The sequence below is a fragment of the Cupriavidus sp. C2SS-8b genome, from assembly GCF_057073745.1.
The window spans coordinates 328,439-346,805 of the sequence record NZ_CP172717.1; the positions used below are offsets into that span (position 1 = coordinate 328,439).

16 protein-coding genes are annotated in these 18,367 nt (G+C 66.9%); 10 read left to right on the forward strand and 6 right to left on the reverse strand.

Features of this window, described 5'->3' with window-relative positions; genetic code table 11:
* Positions 1-14: 14 nt before the first annotated feature.
* A complete protein-coding gene (locus tag ACIGJB_RS18510) occupies positions 15-2,768 on the reverse strand; it encodes a winged helix-turn-helix domain-containing protein (protein ID WP_483733757.1) in 2,754 nt (917 codons plus the stop codon).
* Between the two features lie 298 nt (positions 2,769-3,066).
* On the opposite strand from ACIGJB_RS18510, the gene ACIGJB_RS18515 reads away from it, so the two are divergent.
* From ACIGJB_RS18515 to ACIGJB_RS18560, 10 genes are all read left to right on the forward strand, one after another.
* The gene (locus ACIGJB_RS18515) at positions 3,067-4,623 is read left to right on the forward strand and encodes a long-chain-fatty-acid--CoA ligase (RefSeq protein WP_483733758.1); all 1,557 of its coding nucleotides are present in this window, start codon (positions 3,067-3,069) and stop codon (positions 4,621-4,623) included.
* A 37-nt stretch (positions 4,624-4,660) separates the two neighbouring features.
* The gene (locus tag ACIGJB_RS18520; protein WP_483733759.1) at positions 4,661-5,848 is read left to right on the forward strand and encodes a lipid-transfer protein; all 1,188 of its coding nucleotides are present in this window, start codon (positions 4,661-4,663) and stop codon (positions 5,846-5,848) included.
* An 18-nt stretch (positions 5,849-5,866) separates the two neighbouring features.
* Positions 5,867-6,310, forward strand: coding sequence for a MaoC family dehydratase N-terminal domain-containing protein (locus ACIGJB_RS18525; RefSeq protein WP_483733760.1), 444 nt, complete (start codon positions 5,867-5,869; stop codon positions 6,308-6,310).
* Positions 6,311-6,320: 10 nt separating this feature from the next.
* On the forward strand, positions 6,321-6,737 hold the full coding sequence (locus ACIGJB_RS18530) for a MaoC family dehydratase (protein WP_483733761.1): 417 nt from the start codon (positions 6,321-6,323) through the stop codon (positions 6,735-6,737).
* 53 nt (positions 6,738-6,790) lie between these two features.
* On the forward strand, positions 6,791-7,621 hold the full coding sequence (locus ACIGJB_RS18535) for an SDR family NAD(P)-dependent oxidoreductase (RefSeq protein ID WP_483733762.1): 831 nt from the start codon (positions 6,791-6,793) through the stop codon (positions 7,619-7,621).
* Positions 7,622-7,639: 18 nt separating this feature from the next.
* Positions 7,640-8,788 (forward strand): acyl-CoA dehydrogenase family protein, encoded by a 1,149-nt coding sequence (locus ACIGJB_RS18540; RefSeq protein ID WP_483733763.1) that lies wholly within the window; start codon positions 7,640-7,642, stop codon positions 8,786-8,788.
* Positions 8,789-8,916: 128 nt separating this feature from the next.
* On the forward strand, positions 8,917-9,918 hold the full coding sequence (locus ACIGJB_RS18545) for a Bug family tripartite tricarboxylate transporter substrate binding protein (protein WP_483733764.1): 1,002 nt from the start codon (positions 8,917-8,919) through the stop codon (positions 9,916-9,918).
* Positions 9,919-9,997: 79 nt separating this feature from the next.
* Positions 9,998-10,912 carry a TauD/TfdA dioxygenase family protein gene (locus ACIGJB_RS18550; protein ID WP_483733765.1) on the forward strand — a complete coding sequence of 305 codons (915 nt, stop codon included), beginning with the start codon at positions 9,998-10,000 and terminating at the stop codon, positions 10,910-10,912.
* Between the two features lie 29 nt (positions 10,913-10,941).
* Positions 10,942-12,378, forward strand: coding sequence for an aldehyde dehydrogenase family protein (locus ACIGJB_RS18555; protein ID WP_483733766.1), 1,437 nt, complete (start codon positions 10,942-10,944; stop codon positions 12,376-12,378).
* A gap of 16 nt (positions 12,379-12,394) precedes the next feature.
* Complete coding sequence (locus ACIGJB_RS18560; RefSeq protein WP_483733767.1) at positions 12,395-14,035, forward strand: GMC family oxidoreductase; 1,641 nt, start codon at positions 12,395-12,397, stop codon at positions 14,033-14,035.
* 50 nt (positions 14,036-14,085) lie between these two features.
* Here the strand turns inward: ACIGJB_RS18560 and ACIGJB_RS18565 are convergent, their stop codons facing one another.
* From ACIGJB_RS18565 to cysK, 5 genes are all read right to left on the reverse strand, one after another.
* Complete coding sequence (locus ACIGJB_RS18565; protein WP_483733768.1) at positions 14,086-14,433, reverse strand: hypothetical protein; 348 nt, start codon at positions 14,431-14,433, stop codon at positions 14,086-14,088.
* Positions 14,434-14,682: 249 nt separating this feature from the next.
* Positions 14,683-15,885, reverse strand: coding sequence for a phosphoglycerate dehydrogenase (gene serA, locus ACIGJB_RS18570; RefSeq protein ID WP_483733769.1), 1,203 nt, complete (start codon positions 15,883-15,885; stop codon positions 14,683-14,685).
* 139 nt (positions 15,886-16,024) lie between these two features.
* Positions 16,025-16,549, reverse strand: a complete 525-nt coding sequence (locus ACIGJB_RS18575; protein WP_483733770.1) for a hypothetical protein — start codon at positions 16,547-16,549, stop codon at positions 16,025-16,027.
* A gap of 117 nt (positions 16,550-16,666) precedes the next feature.
* Positions 16,667-17,122 carry a universal stress protein gene (locus ACIGJB_RS18580; protein ID WP_483733771.1) on the reverse strand — a complete coding sequence of 152 codons (456 nt, stop codon included), beginning with the start codon at positions 17,120-17,122 and terminating at the stop codon, positions 16,667-16,669.
* A gap of 220 nt (positions 17,123-17,342) precedes the next feature.
* Entirely contained in the window at positions 17,343-18,260 is a 918-nt protein-coding gene (gene cysK / locus ACIGJB_RS18585) for a cysteine synthase A (RefSeq protein WP_483733772.1), read from the reverse strand.
* Between the last annotated feature and the right edge of the window lie 107 nt (positions 18,261-18,367).

Genomic DNA, 18,367 nt, shown 5'->3' on the forward strand with positions numbered 1-18,367 from the left:
TTTCCTCTTGAGCCTTACGGAATCAGCCCGCGGGCGCGCCCGATCGCCACCGCTTCGGTGCGGTTTTGCGCCCCCAGCTTGGTGTTGATCTTGCGCAGGTGGGACTTGACCGTCAGTTCGGACAGGAACAGCCGCTCGGCGATGGCGCGGTTGCGCAGCCCCGCCGACAACATCTGAAGGACTTCCAGTTCGCGCGCCGTGAGGCTGTCCGACAGGCCCGCCACCAGCGCGGGTTCGGTGTCGTGACTGGCGCAAGCGCCTGCCAGCTTGCCGAGCAATCGCGTGACGAACGAAGGCGCGATACCTAGGACCGCCGCCTGCGCCTGGTGTGCCGAAGCCCAGGCGCGCACGAGCGCAGCGACGCCGTCGCCTTCATCGAGGAACGTGCGCAGGAAGTCTTCGTGGCTAGCCAGGCGCAGCGCTTCGGTGATTTCCTGCAGCGCCTCTTCGCGGCGCGCCAGGCCGTCCAGCGCAGCAGCGCGCAGGATGCGCAGCTTGATCAGGCGCCAGTAACGCTGGTGCGCGGTCGCGGCGGCAATGGCCGGGTCCAGCGCGGCGAGTGCCTGGGCATGCTGTCCCTGCGCAATCTCCAGCCGGCGCCGCGCGATCGACGGACGGTCGATGTCGCTGGCGTGGCCGGCGGTATCGAGCGCTTCCCAGCCGCCATAGAGATCGACGGCGCGCAGCGCCTGCTCGGCGGCCTCGAGCCGGCCCTCCAGCGTGGCCACGCGGGCCCGCTCCAGCCAGGCGGAGCACACCGAACGCTCGGCGTTGACCTGCTGGCCCAGTTGCTCCAGCTCGGCCAGCACACGCAGCCACTGCTCCTTGTCGCCACGCAGCAGCGCCAGCCGCGCGCTTAGCACGTGGCAGCTGATGACGGAGTCGGGCGGTCCGTTGGCCTTGGTGTAAGGGAGTGCGTCGGCCAGCAGACGCGCCATCTCGTCGAGCGCGTCGTTTTCGTACAGGGCCAGTGCCCATGAGGTGTCGATGGCCGGTTTGTCGCCGGTGATATCGCCGCGCGCGTCATCCCACGTGCGCGTGGACGCGGTGTGGAAGCGCGCCAGCGCGTTGCCCAGCCGGCCCTGTACCAGGTCGATGATGCCCTCGAGGCAATCGGCAATGCTGCGCATGAACACCGAGCGCTCGCTGGCGCCGCGCTGGATCGCGCGCGACAGCACGCTGCGCGCATCGTCGTAGCGGTGCGTGCAGATCTGGCTGTACGCGAGCGAATTGGCCAGGATGCAGTACTGGAACAGGTCATCGGGTCCGAGCCGGTTAATCTGGCCCATGCTGGCCTGGCGGCAGGCTTCGACCTGGTCGGTCATTACCAGCAGTACGCAGCGGATGGTTTCGGCCTCCACGGCGAGCCGCTCGTTGTCTGCGCCATTGGCGCTGTCGTCGGGCTCCGCCTGGATCGATTCGACGGCCTGCAGGGCTTCGGGATAGCGCCGGTTGAGCAACAGTGCCCAGGCACGCGCGAGCCGCACGCGCGGATAGGGGGCCAGCGCCTCGGGGTCGATCTGGTCCAGCCAGCGCACCAGCAGCCGCACGCGGCCCCCGGCCAGCAGCGTATCGGCCTGGCGCGCGATCTCGGGCAACGCCTCGTCGTGCAGGCCGGCCTGGAGCAGATGGTCCACTGCCGGCACGGGGCGATTCTGTTCCAGGTACCAGCGTGCCGCCGCGCGGTGCAGCGTGGTGGCGCGGCCCGGCTGCTGCAGTTCCAGCCGGTGCTGCAGGAAGCTGGCGAAGAGCGGGTGATAGCGATACCAGGTCCGGTCGCCATCGAGCGGGAACAGCAGAAGGTTGGCGCGCTCGAGATAGTCGATCATCGCGCGGCTGTCCTGCCGGCCCGTCACCGCGTCGCAGAGCGGCGCGCTGAGCTGGCCCAGCACGCTGGTTTCCAGCAGGAAGGTCCGGCAAGCCTCGCCCTGCTGCGCCAGGATGTCCTCGGCCAAGTACTCGGCCAGTTCAAGATTGGTGCCCGAGAACGAGGCCACGAAAGCTGCGTGGTCCGTGCGGGTCTGCAGCGACAGCGTGGCCAGGTAGATCGCGGTGGCCCAGCCTTCGGTGCAGCGATGCAGCGTTGCGATCTCGTTGTCGCGCAACGGCAGGTGGCAGCGCTCGCGGATCAGGGCGGTGGCTTCTTCCAGCGTGAAGCGCAGTTGCGCCGGGTGGATCTCGAGCAGGTGCCCGCGCGCGCGGATGCGCCCCAGGCCGATCTCGGGGGTCACGCGCGACGCGATCACCAGCGTCCCGCAAGGCGGCATGGCCTCGACGAGTTGCTGGATGAAATTGAGGACCGAGGCGCTTTGCACGGCCTCGAAGTCGTCGAGCAGGATGCTGAAGGGCAGCACGGCGCCCGCCAGCTGCTCGATGATGCGGTGCGCCAACCACGGGCCGGCGGGCTCGCTGGCGGGCGCGGCGGGGCGCGCGGCCTTGCGCCGGCCAGGCAGGGCCTGCAGGCCGGCGTCCAGGTGGACCAGGAAACGCTGCAGGTCATTGTCGCCGCCATCCACGCGCAGCCACGCCGTGCCGCGCTGGCGGGCTGCGCATTGGGCCGCGTACTGCTGCATCAGCGTGGTCTTGCCGAAGCCGGCGGCCGCGCGGATCAGGATCAGGCGCGCGGCGCTGGCATCGAGCATCCCCTGCACCAGCTGCGGCCGCGCGAGCGTCGTCGGTCCACTGGCCGGCGGCACCAGCTTGGAGGCCACGAGTCCCGGCAGGCTGGATTCGCTGAGGGTGCCGGACGAGGCGGGGTGGGCGGACAAGGGAATCTCCTCTACTCCTGTGGGCATGGCTGATCGACGCAACTTCCCGGGATTTCGCACATTTGTGCTCAATCATACGCATTTTGACGCGCCGGGCTCAGGAAAGGCGCGATTGTTCCACGGTGGCGTACGCCTGTCGTAGTTCCTTTGGACGATTTGGCGGCCGGCGGGATTTTCCTCCCTTCGGCGGACGACAGCCGACGGGGCGGCTCCTAAAGTGGCCCACTACAGCGGGGCGCTACGTCCGCCCGCCGCGCCATTGCCATCTGCGCCACCGTATCACCGGAGACTTCGTAGTATGTACCTGACCCAGGGGCTGCATCGCTGCCTGCAGCAAACGCCCGAACGCACCGCCACCGTTTTCCGCAATCGCCGCCAGACCTTCCGCCAGCTTGGCGACCGCGTCGCGCGCCTGGCCGGCGCGCTGCGCCAGCTCGGCATGGCGCCCGGGGACCGCGTCAGCATGCTGGCGCTGAACTCCGACCGCTACATCGAATACATGCTGTCCGTCTGGTGGGGCGGCGGCGTCCTCAATCCCGTCAATACCCGCTGGAGCGTGCCGGAGATTGTCTATTCGCTGGACGATTGCGACACCGGCATCCTGATCGTCGACGACCATTTCCTGCCGATGGTGGCGGGCATTATGGCCGGCGCGCGCCGCAAGCCGCTGCTGATCCACGCCGGCGACGGCCCGGCGCCCGATGGCATGCTGTCGTACGAGCAACTGGTGGCCGACGCCACGCCGGTCGATGACGCGCTGCGCGGCGGTGAAGACCTCGCCGCCATCATGTACACCGGCGGTACCACGGGCAAGCCCAAGGGCGTGATGCAGTCGCACATGAACCTGTGGTCGTCGGCGATTTCGCGCATGGCGCAGTACCCGTGTCCCGAAGACACCATCACGCTGCACGCCTGCCCGCTGTTCCATACGGCGGCCATGGCCAAGGCCGTGACGCTGTTCATCGCCGGCGCCACGCACGCGCTGATTCCGGCTTTCGACGCCCGGGAAGTGCTGGAAACCATGGTGAGCGAGAAGGTCAATGAGATCCTGCTCGTGCCCACCATGCTGCAGGCGGTGCTGTCGCATCCGGAGTTTGCGAACCACGACCTGAGCGGCCTGCAGCGCATCAACTACGGCGCCTCGCCGATCAGCGCCGGCCTGCTGGACGCGGCGCTGGCCGCACTGCCGCAGGTTCAGTTCTATCACGCCTATGGCCTGACCGAAGCTGCCCCGGTGGTCTCCGTGAATCCGCCCGCCAACCATGGCCCCGAAGGCCGCGCCAGCGGCCTGTACCGCTCGGCTGGCCGTCCCGGCTACGGCGTCACCGTGAAGATCGTCGATGAGCGGGGCGTTGAAGTCCCGCGCAACGCCGTGGGCGAAATCGTAGTGCGCGGCCCCAACGTCATGCAGGGCTATTGGAACAAGCCGGGCGAAACTGCCGACACGCTGCGTGGCGGTTGGCTGCACACCGGCGACGGCGCCTACATGGATGAAAACGGCTACCTGTTCATCGTCGACCGTCTCAAGGACATGATCGTCAGCGGTGGCGAGAACGTCTATTCGGCGGAAGTCGAGAACGTGCTGTCGCGCCATCCGGCGGTGGCGTCGTGTGCCGTGATCGGCGTGCCCGATGCGCGCTGGGGCGAGGCCGTGCACGCCGTGGTCGTGCTCAAGCCCGGCACCCAGGTGGATGAAGCGGGCCTGCGCGAGCATTGCCGCCAGTTCATTGCCGGCTACAAGTGCCCGAAGAGCATCGAGTTCCGCGGCGAGATGCCGCTGTCCGCGGCCGGCAAGATCCTCAAGCGCGACCTGCGCTCGCCGTACTGGCAAGACAACACCCGGCAAGTCAACTGAAGCGGCTGCCTCCTTTCATCTTCAGCAGGAAATCGACATGAGCAACAACGTGGTAGTGGCCGGCGTCGGCATGATTCCCTTCACCAAGCCGGGCGCCAGCGATGACTATGGCGTGATGGGCGCCCACGCCGCCAAGGCCGCGCTGGCCGACGCGGGCATCGACTACGCGCTGGTAGAGCAGGCTTACGTGGGCTATGTGTTCGGCGACTCCACGTCCGGCCAGGCCGCCATCTATGGCGTCGGCCTGACCGGTATCCCGGTCATCAACGTGAACAACAACTGCGCCACCGGCTCGACCGCGCTATTCCTGGCGCGCCAGGCGGTGGAAAGCGGCGCGGTCGAATGCGCGATCGCAGTCGGCTTCGAGCAGATGGTGCCGGGCGCGCTCAAGGGCGCCTATACCGACCGGCCGGGTCCGATGGAGCGCTTCGCCAAGACCATGGCGCAGGTTCAGGGCTTCGACGAGCAGGCACCGCGCGCGGCACAGTTCTTCGGCGGCGCCGGCCGCGCGTACATGAAGGAATACGGCATCCGCCCGGACACCTTCGCGCGCATCTCGGTCAAGGCACGCCAGCACGCCGCGCGCAACCCGTTCGCGGTGTTCCGCAACACGGTGACGCTGGATGAGGTGATGGCAGCGCCGACCGTGTTCGATCCGCTCACGCGCCTCCAATGCTGCCCTCCGACCTGCGGCGCGGCCGCCGCCATCCTGTGCTCGGAATCGTTTGCGCGCAAGCATGGCCTGGACACCCGCGTGAAGATCGCCGCGCAGGCCATGACCACGGACCGCAACAGCACCTTCGACGAAGGCGATATGCGCAAGGTAGTGGGTTACGACATGACGGCAGCCGCCGCGAATGCCGTCTACGAAAAGGCAGGCGTGGCGCCGACCGACATCGACGTGGTCGAACTGCACGACTGCTTCACGGCCAACGAGCTGATCACGTATGAAGGCCTCGGCCTGACGCCGGTTGGCACCGCCGAGAAGTTCATTGTCGACGGCGATAACACCTACGGCGGACGCGTGGTGACCAACCCTTCTGGCGGCCTGCTGTCCAAGGGCCACCCGCTCGGCGCCACCGGTCTTGCGCAGTGCGCCGAGCTGGTCTGGCAATTGCGCGGCAAGGCTGGCGAGCGCCAGGTCGACGGCGCTCGCCTGGCGCTGCAGCACAACCTCGGCCTCGGCGGCGCGTGCGTGGTGACGCTGTACGAACGCCAGCAGTAAACCAAAGGAAGCCAAGTCATGATCGACACGATGCATATCGGCGCGCTGATCTCGCGCCATTCCGTTGATGTGGAGGCGGGGCGTCTTCGCTTCTTCTCCAAGGCGACGGGCCAGGCCGACGCGCGCTACACCGACCTGGCCGCGGCCGAGGCCGCGGGCTATCCGGGCCTGCCGGTGCCGCCGACTTTCCTGTTCTGCCTGGAGATGGAGTCGCCCAATCCGCGCGCGATGATCGAGCGGTTGAACATCGACATCGGCAAGGTCCTGCATGGCCAGCAGCACTTCGAGTATCACCGCATGGCCTATGCAGGCGAGCGCCTGACCTTCGAAACGCGCGTGGCCGACATCTACGCCAAGAAGGGCGGCGCGCTGGAGTTCGTGGTGCGCGAAACCCGCGTGACCGATGCCAAGGGCGACCCGGTCGCCGACCTGCGCAGCACCATCGTCGTGCGCAACAGCTAAGGAGACAGCCATGCAGACCCTCCGGTTTGATGAGATCGAGGTCGGCTCGGAACTGCCGTCCTTCACCGCGCCGCCGCTGACCCGGCTCACGCTGGCGCTGTATGCAGGCGCTTCCGGCGACCACAACCCCATCCACGTCGATATCGATTTCGCACGCCAGGCCGGCATGCCAGACGTCTTCGCGCACGGCATGCTGTCGATGGCCTATCTCGGCCGCCTGCTGACCAACTGGGTGCCGCAGCAGGCCATCCGCAGCTTCTCGGTGCGCTTTGCGGCCATCACGCATGTGGGCGACGAGATCGCCTGCACCGGCAAGGTCGTGGAGAAGGATCAGGCCACGCGCACCGTGCGCGTGGCACTGCAGACCCGCAACCAGGCGGGCGAAACCAAGCTGTCGGGCGATGCACTGATCGCCCTCGCCGCCTGAAGCGGCACCGCACTGCCGGGACATTCAACAGATCAGCAAAGGAGCATAGGGAAATGAGCAAGCTTGTCGACAAGGTCGCCATTGTTTCGGGTTCGGGCCGCGGTATCGGCCGCGAGATCGCACTGAAACTCGCCAGCGAAGGCGCGGCGCTGGTCATCAACGACCTCGATGCCGAACCGGCGCAGGCCGTGGTGCAGGAAATCGTCGCCGCCGGCGGCAAGGCCGTGGCCTGCTTGGGCAGCGTTACGGAAGCCGACTTCGGCACGCGCTTCGTGGGGACCGCGCTGCAGACTTTCGGTCGTCTCGACATCATCGTCAACAACGCCGGCTACACTTGGGACAACGTGATCCAGAAGATGACCGACGAGCAGTGGTCGGCCATCATGGACGTGCACGTGACCGCGCCGTTCCGCATTCTGCGCGCCGCTGCCGACTACTTCCGCGAAGCCGCGAAGAAGGAAGCCGAGGCCGGCCAGGAAGTATTCCGCAAGGTGGTCAATATCTCGTCGGTCTCGGGCGTGATGGGCAACGCCGGCCAGGCCAACTACTCGGCCGGCAAGGCCGCCATCAACGGACTGACCAAGGCACTTGCCAAGGAATGGGGCCGCTACAAGGTCAACGTCAACAGCGTGGCCTTCGGCCTGATCAAGACCCGCCTGACCGAAGCCACCGCCGGCTCGGACAACACGTCGACGCTGAACATCGGCGGCAACGAGATCAAGGTCGGCGTGAACCCGCAACTGATGAAGAACATCGAAGCGATGATCCCGCTGGGCCGTGGCGGCACCCCGGTCGAGGCGGCCGGCTCGGTGTACCTGCTGTGCATTCCGGAATCCAACTACATCACCGGCCAGGTCCTGATCTGTGGCGGTGGCCGTCCCTGATCGGCGAGGAGCGACATCATGGCATTCAACCAAAGACCCTGGATCACCGATGACCTGGCCATGTTCCAGGACGGCATCCGCAAGTTCATCGAACGCGAACTGGTCCCGCACGAGGACCGCTGGTGGAAGCAGCAGCACGTGGACCGCGAGATCTGGCGCAAGGCTGGCGAGATGGGCATGCTGTGCGCGAGCATTCCCGAGGAATACGGCGGTGGCGGCGGCAACTTCGCGCATGAGGCCATCATCACGCTGGAGCAGTCGCGCGCCGGCGTAAGCAGCCTGGGCACCAACGTCCACAGCGGCATCGTCGCGCACTACATCCTGCGCTACGGCACCGAAGCGCAGAAGCGCCACTGGCTGCCGAAGATGGCCAGCGGCGAGATGGTCGCGGCCATTGCCATGTCGGAGCCCGGCGCGGGCTCGGACCTCAAGAGCATCAAGGCCCGCGCGCAGCGCGACGGCGACCACTACGTGCTGAATGGCTCCAAGACCTTCATCACCAACGGCTTCCTGGCGGACCTGATCCTGGTGGTCTGCAAGACCGATCCGGACAAGGGCGCCAAGGGTGTGTCGATCCTGGTGGTCGAGACCGGGAACCTGCCCGGCTTCCGCCGCGGACGCATCCTCGAAAAAATCGGCCAGAAGGGGCAGGACACCGCCGAGCTGTTCTTCGACGACGTACGCGTGCCGTGCGCCAACCTGCTGGGCACGGAAGAAGGCAAGGGCTTCTACCAGCTCATGCAGCAGCTGCCGCAGGAACGCATGATCATCGCGCTGGGGGCGCTGTCGGCCATGGAGCGCGCGGTCGATCTGACGACCGAGTACGTGCGCGAGCGCAAGGTCTTCGGCGCAACGCTTCTCGATATGCAGAACACCCGCTTCAAGCTGGCCGAGTGCAAGACCAAGGCCGTGATCGCCGGCGCTTTCGTCGACGACTGCATGGCCAAGGTCCTGCGCGAGGAACTCGATGCGGAGACCGCGGCCATGGCCAAGTGGTGGGGCACGCAGACCAGCTGCGAGATCATCGACGAATGCCTGCAGCTGCACGGCGGTTACGGCTACATGATGGAGTACCCGATTGCCCGCATGTACGTGAATGCCCGCGTGAGCAAGATCTTCGGCGGCTCGAACGAGATCATGAAAGAGATCATCGCGCGCACGCTCTGAGGCCAGCGGTGTGCAGGACTGCGGCGGCATGACCAGGCCCGACAGAGGCCGGGTGCCGCCGCAGCGCAGTCAGTCGAACCCGTGCCGTCCGGCACGCGGAAGAACAAAGACAATGTGGAGACAGCAAGATGCAGCAGCAAAGGCGCAAGGTTTTGCAGCAGTTGGGACTCGGGCTGGCTGGCGCGGCGCTCGGTGGCGTCGGCCTCAATGCCAGGGCGCAGGCCAGTGTAGCGGGATATCCGACGCGCCCGGTACGCGTGGTGTACCCATATCAGGCGGGTGGAACCGGTGACGTCGTCGCGCGGCAGATTGCCGAAGGCCTCGCCAAGGCCTGGGGCAAGCCGGTCATCGTCGATAACCGCCCTGGCGCCGGCGGCATGATTGGCGCGGACATGGTGGCCAAGGCCGAGCCTGATGGCCACACGCTGCTGCTGACGCTGACCGGCATGGTGCAGGCGCCCAGCCTGTACAGCAAGGCAACGTACAACCCGGTGCGTGATTTCGCACCTATTTCGGAACTGGGCACGTCGAACCTTGCGCTGGTGGTGCAGCCGTCGCTGGGAGTGAGCAGCGTCAAGCAGCTCATCGACTACATAGGCAAGCAGGGCAAGCCGCTTGCGTATGGTTCGTATGGACTCGGTTCAAGCGGCCACCTGTACATGGAGATCTTCGCGCGCAACACCAAGGTCGCGCTCACGCACGTCCCCTACAAGGGCGAGGCGCCATTGATCAACGACCTGCTCGGCGGGCAGCTTCCCGCCGGCATGATCGCGGCGGTGAGCGCGCGCCAGCATGCCGCCGCCGGCAAGCTGCGCGTACTGGCGGTGGCCGGCGCGGCACGCTCGCCGCTGCTGCCCGATGCGCCGACGTTCGCCGAAGCCGGCGTGCGTGGCCTTGAGCGTCAGGGATGGGTCGGCATGTTCGCCCCTGCTGCGACGCCGCGCGCCATCGTGGAGAAGGTCTCCGCGGACGTCAACCGAACGCTGGCCAACCCGGATTTCCGCGCGCGCATGGTGGATCTGGGTATCGTACTCAGGGGCAGCACGCCCGCGGCTTTTGCCGACGTCGTCAAGGCCGAGCAAATCTACTGGGCCGAAGCCATCCGCGCTTCGGACATTCGCCTGGACTGATACGCGCCGGCACGCCACAGAACTGGCCATGGCGCGGCAACCTCGCACCGTGGCTCTCGCATCTTATCGAGGAGACAACATGAGCAACAGCAACGCAGCGGTCCAATTGAAGGATGTATCGGCTGACGTCGCGTCCTTGGGCTACCACGGCTTCACCGTCACCCGGATGACGCCCACGATCGGCGTTGAGATCGACGACATCGACCTGCGCGAGCGGCTGGACGACGCGACCCTGACGTCGCTGCGCCAGGCGCTGGTGCGCCACAAGGTGCTGTTCTTCCGCGACCAGGACATCACGCCGGCGCAGCACGTCGAGCTTGCGCGCCGCTTCGGCGAACTCGAGGTGCATCCCGTGTTCCCGCACCACGCGGACCATCCGGAACTGGTGCTGCTGGGCGGCACCAAGGACATGCGCAGGCGCGAGAACATCTACCACTCCGACGTATCGTGGCGAGAGGTGCCGTCGATGGCGTCGATGCTACGCTGCGTGGAATGCCCGGAGTCCGGTGGCGACACCATCTGGGTCGACATGGCACGCGCCTATGCGGCACTGCCCGACGCGGTCAAGGAACGGATCGAAGGTCTCTACGCCGTGCACGACATCATGCCCGGTTTCGGCGCGCGCATGACGCCCGAGGAGCGCGAGATCAACCGCAAGAAATTCCCGGCCGTCACCCACCCGGTCGTGCGCACGCACCCGGAGAGCGGTGAAAAGATCCTCTATGTCAATGAAGGCTTCGTCACGCACCTTGCGAACTTCGGCGAGAAGGCCCAGTTCCGCGTGGGCTTCGATTTCCGCTATGGCGAGCTGGACCTGCTGCAATACCTGTTCCGCCAGGCCGCGGTCCCCGAGTACCAGGTCCGCCTGAAGTGGCAGCCCAACACCATTGCGTTCTGGGACAACCGCTCGACGCAGCATTACGCCGTGCAGGACTATTTCCCCGCGGTGCGCCGCATGATGCGCGCCACCATCATCGGCGACAAACCTTTCTGAAGCGCCCCCACTTCCAGGAGCTACGATCGATGCACAATCTCAATACGTTCTATATCGGGGGCGAGTGGGTGACACCCGCTGACGGCTTCTCGCTGGCGGATATCGTCAACCCGGCGACGGAAGCGGTGATCGGCACGGTTGCCATGGGCGGCGTGGCCGACGTCGATCGGGCAGTGACCGCGGCACGCGACGCCTTCCCGGCGTGGTCCCGGTCCAGCCGCGAGGAACGGCTGGCGCTGCTGCGCCGCATTGCCGATGGCTACAAGGCGCGCATCGGCGAGATCGCCCTGGCCATCAGCACGGAGATCGGTGCGCCGCTGTGGCTGTGCCGCGAGTACCAGGCGCCGATGGGGCTGGTACAGATCCAGTCGGCCATTGCCGCGCTGGAAGCCTTTGATTTCGTCACCGTCAGCGGCACCACGCAGGTGGTGCGCGAGCCGGTCGGCGTGACGGCGCTGATCACACCGTGGAACTGGCCGATCAACCAGATCGCCGCCAAGGTGGCCCCGGCACTGGCGGCGGGCTGCACGGTGGCGCTCAAGCCGTCGGAGATCGCACCGCTCGATGCGCGCATCTTTGCCGAGATCGTGCATGAAGCCGGCGCGCCGGCAGGCGTGTTCAACATGCTGTTCGGCACGGGCCTGGCGGTGGGCGCGGCGCTGTCGCGCCATCCCGGCGTGGAGATGGTCTCGATCACGGGCTCGACGCGTGCCGGCGTCGACGTGGCCGTGCAGGCCGCGCCGACGGTCAAGCGCGTGGCGCAGGAGCTGGGCGGCAAGTCGCCCAACCTGATCCTGGACGATGCCGACCTTAAGGCCGCGGTTTCGGCGGGCGTGGTCAGTTGCATGCTCAATTCGGGCCAGACCTGCACGGCGCCGACGCGCATGCTGGTGCCGCGCGCGCAGTACCAGACCGCCATCGCAATCGCCCAGGCGACCGCGCAGGCGCTGACGGTGGGCGACCCCGCCGCGCCGGACAGCAAGCTGGGCCCCAGCTCCAACCGGGCCCAGTACGAGCGCGTGCAGCGCATGATCGAAGCGGGCATAGGCGAGGGCGCTCGCGTTATCGCGGGGGGTCCCGGCCGGCCTGACGGGCTGGCGCAGGGCTTCTACAACCGCCCGACCGTCTTCGCCGATGTCAACAACGACATGACCATCGCCCGCGAAGAGATCTTCGGGCCGGTGCTGGTGATGATTCCCTACGACGACGAGGCCGAGGCGATCCGCATCGCCAACGACACGCCGTACGGGCTGGCCGCTTACGTCTGGTCTGGAGACCCGGTGCGCGCGCGGCGCGTAGCGGGCGAACTGCGTGCCGGCTCTGTGCAGATCAACGGCGCCCGGATGGACTTCACGGCTCCGTTCGGCGGCTACAAGGCTTCGGGCAACGGCCGCGAGTTCGGCGCCTATGGCCTGGCGGAGTTCCTGGAGTACAAATCGGTCGCCGGCTGTGCCGCGGACGCATAAGGGAGTGACCGCTTACATGGATACGTTTGACTATCTGGTCGTAGGCGCTGGCTCGGCGGGCTGCGCCATCGCGGCGCGGCTGGCCGAAGATCCCGCGGTAACGGTAGCGCTGGTCGAGGCGGGGCCGAGCGATCACCACATCAGCGTGTGGATGCCGATCGGCATGGCGTCGACGGTGCCCAAGGCCGGCGTGCGCAACTGGGGCTACCATACCGCGCCGCAGGCCGGCCTCAATGGCCGGCAGGGCTACCAGCCGCGCGGCAAGGGCCTGGGCGGCAGTTCGTCGATCAACGGCATGGTCTATATCCGTGGTCACCGCAACGACTATGACGACTGGGCCAGCCTGGGCTGCACCGGCTGGGGCTATGAAGACGTGCTGCCGTACTTCCGGCGCAGCGAAAGCCATGAGGACTACCAGGGCCGCGACGACAACCGCTGGCATGGGGGCTCGGGTCCGCTTTGGGTCAGCAACCTGCGCTCGCCCAATCCGTTCTCGAACCGCTTTGTCCAGGCGGCGATCCAGGCAGGCTATCCGGCGAACGGCGACTTCAATGGCGCGGAGCAGGAAGGCGCGGGCCTGTACCACGTCACGCAACGCCGTGGCGAGCGCTGGAACACGGCGCGTGCCTATCTGCACCGGGGCGACGCCGGCGACGCGACGCTAAGCGGCGGCCGGCGCAACCTGACGGTGCTGGTGGAGACGCAGGTGCTGCGCATCGACTTCGATGGCACGCGTGCGACGGGCCTTACCGTGGTGCGGGGCGGCGTGGAGCAGAAGCTGGTGGCGCGGCAGGAGATCATCGTCAGTGCCGGCGCCTTCAATTCGCCGCAGTTGCTGCTGGCTTCGGGCGTGGGGCCGGCGCAGGAACTGCGCGAGCTGGGCATCAATGTCGTGGCCGACCTGCCGGGCGTTGGCAAGAACCTGCAGGACCATCCCGACGTCATCCTCAACAAGCAGGTGCGTTCGCTGGACCTGTTCGGACATTCGCTGCCCGGCTTTGCCAGGCTGTCCCTGGAACTGCTGCGCTATCGGCGCAAGCGCACCGGCATGCCGAGCAGCAACTTCGCGGAAGCGGGTGCATTTATCCGGAGCCGGCAGGGCCTGGCCGTACCGGACATCCAGTTGCATTTCGTTCCGGCGCTGCTCAACCATGGCGGCGACAGGAAGAAGCTCGGTCACGGCTATTCCTGCCACGCCTGCGTGCTGCGGCCGAAGAGCCGCGGGGAGGTGCGCCTGCGCTCGCGCGACATGCGCGAGGCGCCAATGATCGATCCGCGCTTCCTGAGCGATGAGGAAGACATGGCCGGCATGGTGGCGGGCGTGCGCGCCATCCGCCGGATCTTTGCCCAGCAGGCGCTGGCCAGTGCCGGTGGCCACGAGCTGTTCACCGACGACTTCGGTCCGGGCGAGGGCAGCCAGCAGGCGATCGAGGCCTTTGTGCGTGAACGTACCGACAGCGTCTACCATCCGGTCGGCACCTGCAAGATGGGGGTCGATGCGATGGCCGTGGTCGATCCGGCGTTGCGCGTGCGCGGCGTGCAGAGCCTTCGCGTGGTCGACGCTTCCATCATGCCCACGCTGGTCGCGGGCAACACCAACGCACCGGCGATCATGATCGCCGAGAAGGCGGCCGAGCTGGTCCGGGCGGGCCGCTAACGTGGTTCGGCCACGTCGGGGAAGCGCCATGCGCGACCCCGACGGCGGCTTTACAGGTAGGTGGCTACGACGATGTAGGCGTTGCCCCGGCTGCCGGCAAGCCGCTCCAGTTTCAGCCGGGCGGCGCCGACCCGGGTGCTGGCCTGTTTTCCGGCAGTCGCCGCGTTGAGATCCGTGCTGACAGGCCCGCTGCCGGGTGACATGCAGGTGGCGTGCACCACCTGAGCCCCGGTCTCGAATCCGCAAGAGGGTTCCGTAATGGCTCCCCGGAAAGTGATGGTGCCGGATTGCGCGGCCGCGGAGCCGGCGATGCCGGCGGCGAGCCACAACGATAGTCCGAACCGGCGTGCCCATGCCGGCACGCGCCTTTCTCTTCCGTCCATATCGAACTCCCTCATGTGGATGCCACCCGGCCACTGCCGCGTGGCACGAAGCGCAACTGCGTCTCAGTCGCTCCTGTCCCGGATAGCGGTTTGATAGGGCGTGGCTTTAGCAATTCCCTCAAAAATATTACAAATTTGTCACTTCGAAGGGTGCGAGGCGGGCATGCGCGCACCAGGTCGCTATCCGCTATCGAGTCCCAGGCCTTGCCTGCGGCCGGATAGCGGATGAGGTGGAATGTGGACGGTCGGGTGAGGCGGCGGGACTTACCGGACCAGCAGGCGCGAACGCACGAAGCCGGCGTGGGTGCGCAAGGCCCCCATCAGCGCGTCGGACGGCACCCGGTCGAGGTCCGTAACGACGTAGCCGGTATGGCCGCGCGTCTGCAGGTGCTGGCCGTTGATGTTGACGCCGTCCTGTGCCAGCAGCGTGTTGAGGGCGGCCAGCGCACCGGGCGCGTTGCTGTGGATATTGAGCAGCCGTGCCGGCGCGTGCAGCGGACCGGGATCCACCTCCGGGAAATTCACCGCGCCGATGGTACCGCCGGTGGTCAGGTAGTGCAGCAGCTTGGCGGATACCTCGGTGCCGATGTTCTCCTGTGCTTCCTCGGTGCTGCCGCCGATATGCGGTGTCAGCAGGACGTTGGGCAGTTGCTGCAGCGGGCTGGTGAACGGATCGTTGTTGGTCTTCGGCTCTTCGGGGAAGACGTCGATCGCCGCACCGCCGAGGTGCCTGGCGCGCAGCGCAGCCGCCAGGGCATCGATGTCGACCACGGTCCCGCGTGAGGCATTGATCAGGATCGCGCCAGGCTTGAAGCGCGCGAGCACGTCAGCGTCGATCATCTTGCGCGTGCGTGCCGTGGCGGGAACGTGCAGCGTGACCACGTCCGCCTGCGACACAGCCTCTTCCAGTGTGCCGGCCGCGCGCGCCGAGCCGAGCGACAGCCTGGCCAGCACGTCGTAGTACACCACGCGCATGCCCATCGACTCGGCCAGTACGCCGACCTGCGAGCCGATATTGCCGTAGCCGACGATGGCGATGGTCTTGCCGCGCGCCTCGAACGCGCCGCTGGCGCCCTTGGCCCACTTGCCGGCATGCGCGAGCGCATTTTTCTCGGGTATCTTGCGCAGCAGCATCACGGCTTCGGACACGACCAGCTCGGCCACCGAACGCGTGTTGGAGAACGGCGCATTGAAGACCGGAATGCCTGCCGCCGTCGCGGCGTCCAGGTCGACCTGCGAGGTGCCGATGCAGAAGCAGCCGACGCTGAGCAGCTCCGGCGCGCTGCGGATGTCGTCCGCGCGCAGGTGCGTGGCGGAACGGATGCCCACCAGGTCATGGCTGGACAGCACCTGGCGCAGTTCGTCGCCGGCCAGCGCGCCGCTGCGGTGTTCGACCGTCAGGCCGGCTTCGCCCAGGCGCGCCGTGGCGCTTGGGTGGATGTTTTCAAGCAGGATCGCAGTAGTCACGTTCAGGTTCCGCGCAAGAAGAGATCAGGGAAGGCGCGCGCAGTCTTTGCTGCGTCGCGGCAAGGTCTATTCTGCGCGAAAACGCCGCCGCAGTCCGGGAGCCCCTTCCGCCAGCATTGGCTCCCTTGGGGCGCGACGGCTAGCGCGAGCGCCCGCGGCGGTCGCCGCCGAGCGGGTCGACGATGATCATGGTCTGCTGCAGCACGCCGCTGTCGTCGAAGTAGCAACTGAAATGCGCGGTCTGGTAGCCGCCCTGGAACATCCGGTAGCTCCAGGCCTCGCGCTTCATCAGCGGGTAATACTGGATAGGTTCGCGCGGCTTGCCGAAGCGCTCGAGCACATCCTGCTTGGTCCAGGCACCGATCTTGGCCTGATAGATTTCGGCTTCCGTCAGCATCTGCCGATAGCTCACCAGTTTGCCGGTGGCGTCAAAGTCCGCCGCGTAGACCGCATGACCGAGCGGCTGCTGGGAGTAGAGCCAGCGCGACGTGCCATTCGGGAAACGGAAGGTATCGGTGGGCTCGCCGAATGTATTGCGCACGGCGCTCTGGTCGCTGCCGACCAGCCGCTGGCCGGTCTGTTCCGGTTGCAGCGCCGAGCAGCCGCTCAGGATCAGGGCTGCGACGCACGCCAGGGAGGCCACGTATGCCAGGCGGATTCTCATCAAGGGCTCCAGGCGGGGAGATCCCGCATGGCCGGATTGTCCGGCCAGTGGAGCAAAGTGCGCAATAGGCCCGCGGCGCCGCGTCGCCGCGGGAAGGCGGCGCGCGGACCGGGTGCGCTAGCCTTCGACTTCGCTGCGGATCAGCAGCACCGGCCGGCTGGACTTGCTCACCACGCCTTCGGAGACGCTGCCCATCAGCAGGCGCCGCACGCCACGCCGGCCATGCGTGCCCAGCACGATCAGGTCGGCGCTCCACGCATCGGCCTGGGCGACGATGGTCGCGGAGATCTGGCCGGGCGCCACTGGCTTCTCCACAAGCTGGGTCGTATGCCTGATGCCGGCCGCCTCCAGCTTGTCCTCGGCCTCCGTCAGGACCTTGCGGCCGAAGGTGCGGATGCTTTCCATCAGGGCCCTGGCGTCGAAGTAGGCGACATCGAAGAATGCGTCGCTGTCATCAGCCACGAACAAGGCCTTGACCTCCGCGCCGGTGGCCGTGGCAAGGGTGATGGCCTGGCTCAATGCGAGATCGGAAGACTGGCTGCCATCTACGGCTAGCAGGATGCGCTGATACATGGGGAAACCTCCGGTGAGTCGTGGCGAGTGGTCGGAGCGGCAAATCGGAAGAGGCACCGCGTTGGCCCTTCTGATCCAGCGTAGTCGCCGCGGGCGATGGCAGCTTGACCGGCATCAAGACTTGGACGCACCGGGGCGAGCGGAGATCTGCTGCCGCGGGATCCGATGGAGCGCACTAAACCGTGCACCGGCGTTGCCTGCCGGTGCACTCACGCCCGCCTCAGGCGGGCAGGAAACCCTCGACCGTCAGGTAGCGCTCGCCGGTGTCATAGTTGAAGCCCAGCACGCGTGCGCCGGCCGGCAACTCGGATAGCTTGCCGGCGATCGCGGCGAGGGTGGCACCCGACGAAATGCCGACCAGGATGCCTTCTTCGCTGGCGCAGCGGCGCGCCATGTCGCGGGCCGGTTCGGCATCCACCTGGATCACGCCATCGAGCAGGCCGGTCTTGAGGTTGGCCGGGATAAAGCCGGCGCCGAGGCCCTGGATCGGATGCGGTGCCGGTGCGCCGCCGGAAATCACCGGCGAAGCCGACGGCTCTACGGCGAATACCTTGAGCTGTGGCCACTTCTGCTTGAGCACCTGCGCGCAGCCGGAAATATGGCCGCCCGTGCCGACACCGGTAATCAGCACGTCGAGCCCTTCCGGGAAATCCTCCAGGATTTCCTGGGCGGTGGTACGCGCATGGACTTCGATGTTGGCCGCGTTCTCGAACTGCTGGGGCATCCAGGCGCCGGGAATGGCGGCGATCAGTTCCTCGGCGCGGGCGATCGCGCCCTTCATGCCTTTTTCGCGCGGGGTCAGGTCGAAGGTCGCGCCATAGGCCAGCATCAGGCGGCGGCGTTCGAGGGACATGCTGTCGGGCATCACCAGGATCAGCTTGTAGCCCTTGACCGCGGCCACCATCGCCAGGCCGATGCCGGTATTGCCCGAGGTCGGCTCGACAATGGTGCCGCCCGGCTTAAGCACGCCACGGCGTTCGGCATCTTCCACCATCGACAGCGCGATGCGGTCCTTGATCGAGCCGCCTGGGTTTGACCGTTCCGATTTGATCCAGACTTCGTGGCCATTGCCGAACAGCCGGTTGATGCGGATATGCGGCGTATTGCCGATGGTTTCCAGGATGTTGACTGCCTTCATGTTTCCTCCAAGGGGGCGCAGCGTCATGGCGCTGCGCGAATGCGAACCAACCGGGATTCTATTGAAGTTTACGGGGTGTTCGTGGCGTTCACGGATAATGATCACGG

Excerpts from the sequence above, each read along its gene's own strand:
- ACIGJB_RS18515 (WP_483733758.1), top strand. The coding sequence starts at position 3,067 with ATGTACCTGACCCAGGGGCTGCATCGCTGCCTGCAGCAAACGCCCGAA.
- ACIGJB_RS18520 (WP_483733759.1), top strand. The coding sequence starts at position 4,661 with ATGAGCAACAACGTGGTAGTGGCCGGCGTCGGCATGATTCCCTTCACC.
- ACIGJB_RS18525 (WP_483733760.1), top strand. The coding sequence starts at position 5,867 with ATGATCGACACGATGCATATCGGCGCGCTGATCTCGCGCCATTCCGTT.
- ACIGJB_RS18530 (WP_483733761.1), top strand. The coding sequence starts at position 6,321 with ATGCAGACCCTCCGGTTTGATGAGATCGAGGTCGGCTCGGAACTGCCG.
- ACIGJB_RS18535 (WP_483733762.1), top strand. The coding sequence starts at position 6,791 with ATGAGCAAGCTTGTCGACAAGGTCGCCATTGTTTCGGGTTCGGGCCGC.
- ACIGJB_RS18540 (WP_483733763.1), top strand. The coding sequence starts at position 7,640 with ATGGCATTCAACCAAAGACCCTGGATCACCGATGACCTGGCCATGTTC.
- ACIGJB_RS18545 (WP_483733764.1), top strand. The coding sequence starts at position 8,917 with ATGCAGCAGCAAAGGCGCAAGGTTTTGCAGCAGTTGGGACTCGGGCTG.
- ACIGJB_RS18550 (WP_483733765.1), top strand. The coding sequence starts at position 9,998 with ATGAGCAACAGCAACGCAGCGGTCCAATTGAAGGATGTATCGGCTGAC.
- ACIGJB_RS18555 (WP_483733766.1), top strand. The coding sequence starts at position 10,942 with ATGCACAATCTCAATACGTTCTATATCGGGGGCGAGTGGGTGACACCC.
- ACIGJB_RS18560 (WP_483733767.1), top strand. The coding sequence starts at position 12,395 with ATGGATACGTTTGACTATCTGGTCGTAGGCGCTGGCTCGGCGGGCTGC.
- ACIGJB_RS18565 (WP_483733768.1), bottom strand. The coding sequence starts at position 14,433 with ATGAGGGAGTTCGATATGGACGGAAGAGAAAGGCGCGTGCCGGCATGG.
- ACIGJB_RS18575 (WP_483733770.1), bottom strand. The coding sequence starts at position 16,549 with ATGAGAATCCGCCTGGCATACGTGGCCTCCCTGGCGTGCGTCGCAGCC.
- ACIGJB_RS18580 (WP_483733771.1), bottom strand. The coding sequence starts at position 17,122 with ATGTATCAGCGCATCCTGCTAGCCGTAGATGGCAGCCAGTCTTCCGAT.
- cysK (WP_483733772.1), bottom strand. The coding sequence starts at position 18,260 with ATGAAGGCAGTCAACATCCTGGAAACCATCGGCAATACGCCGCATATC.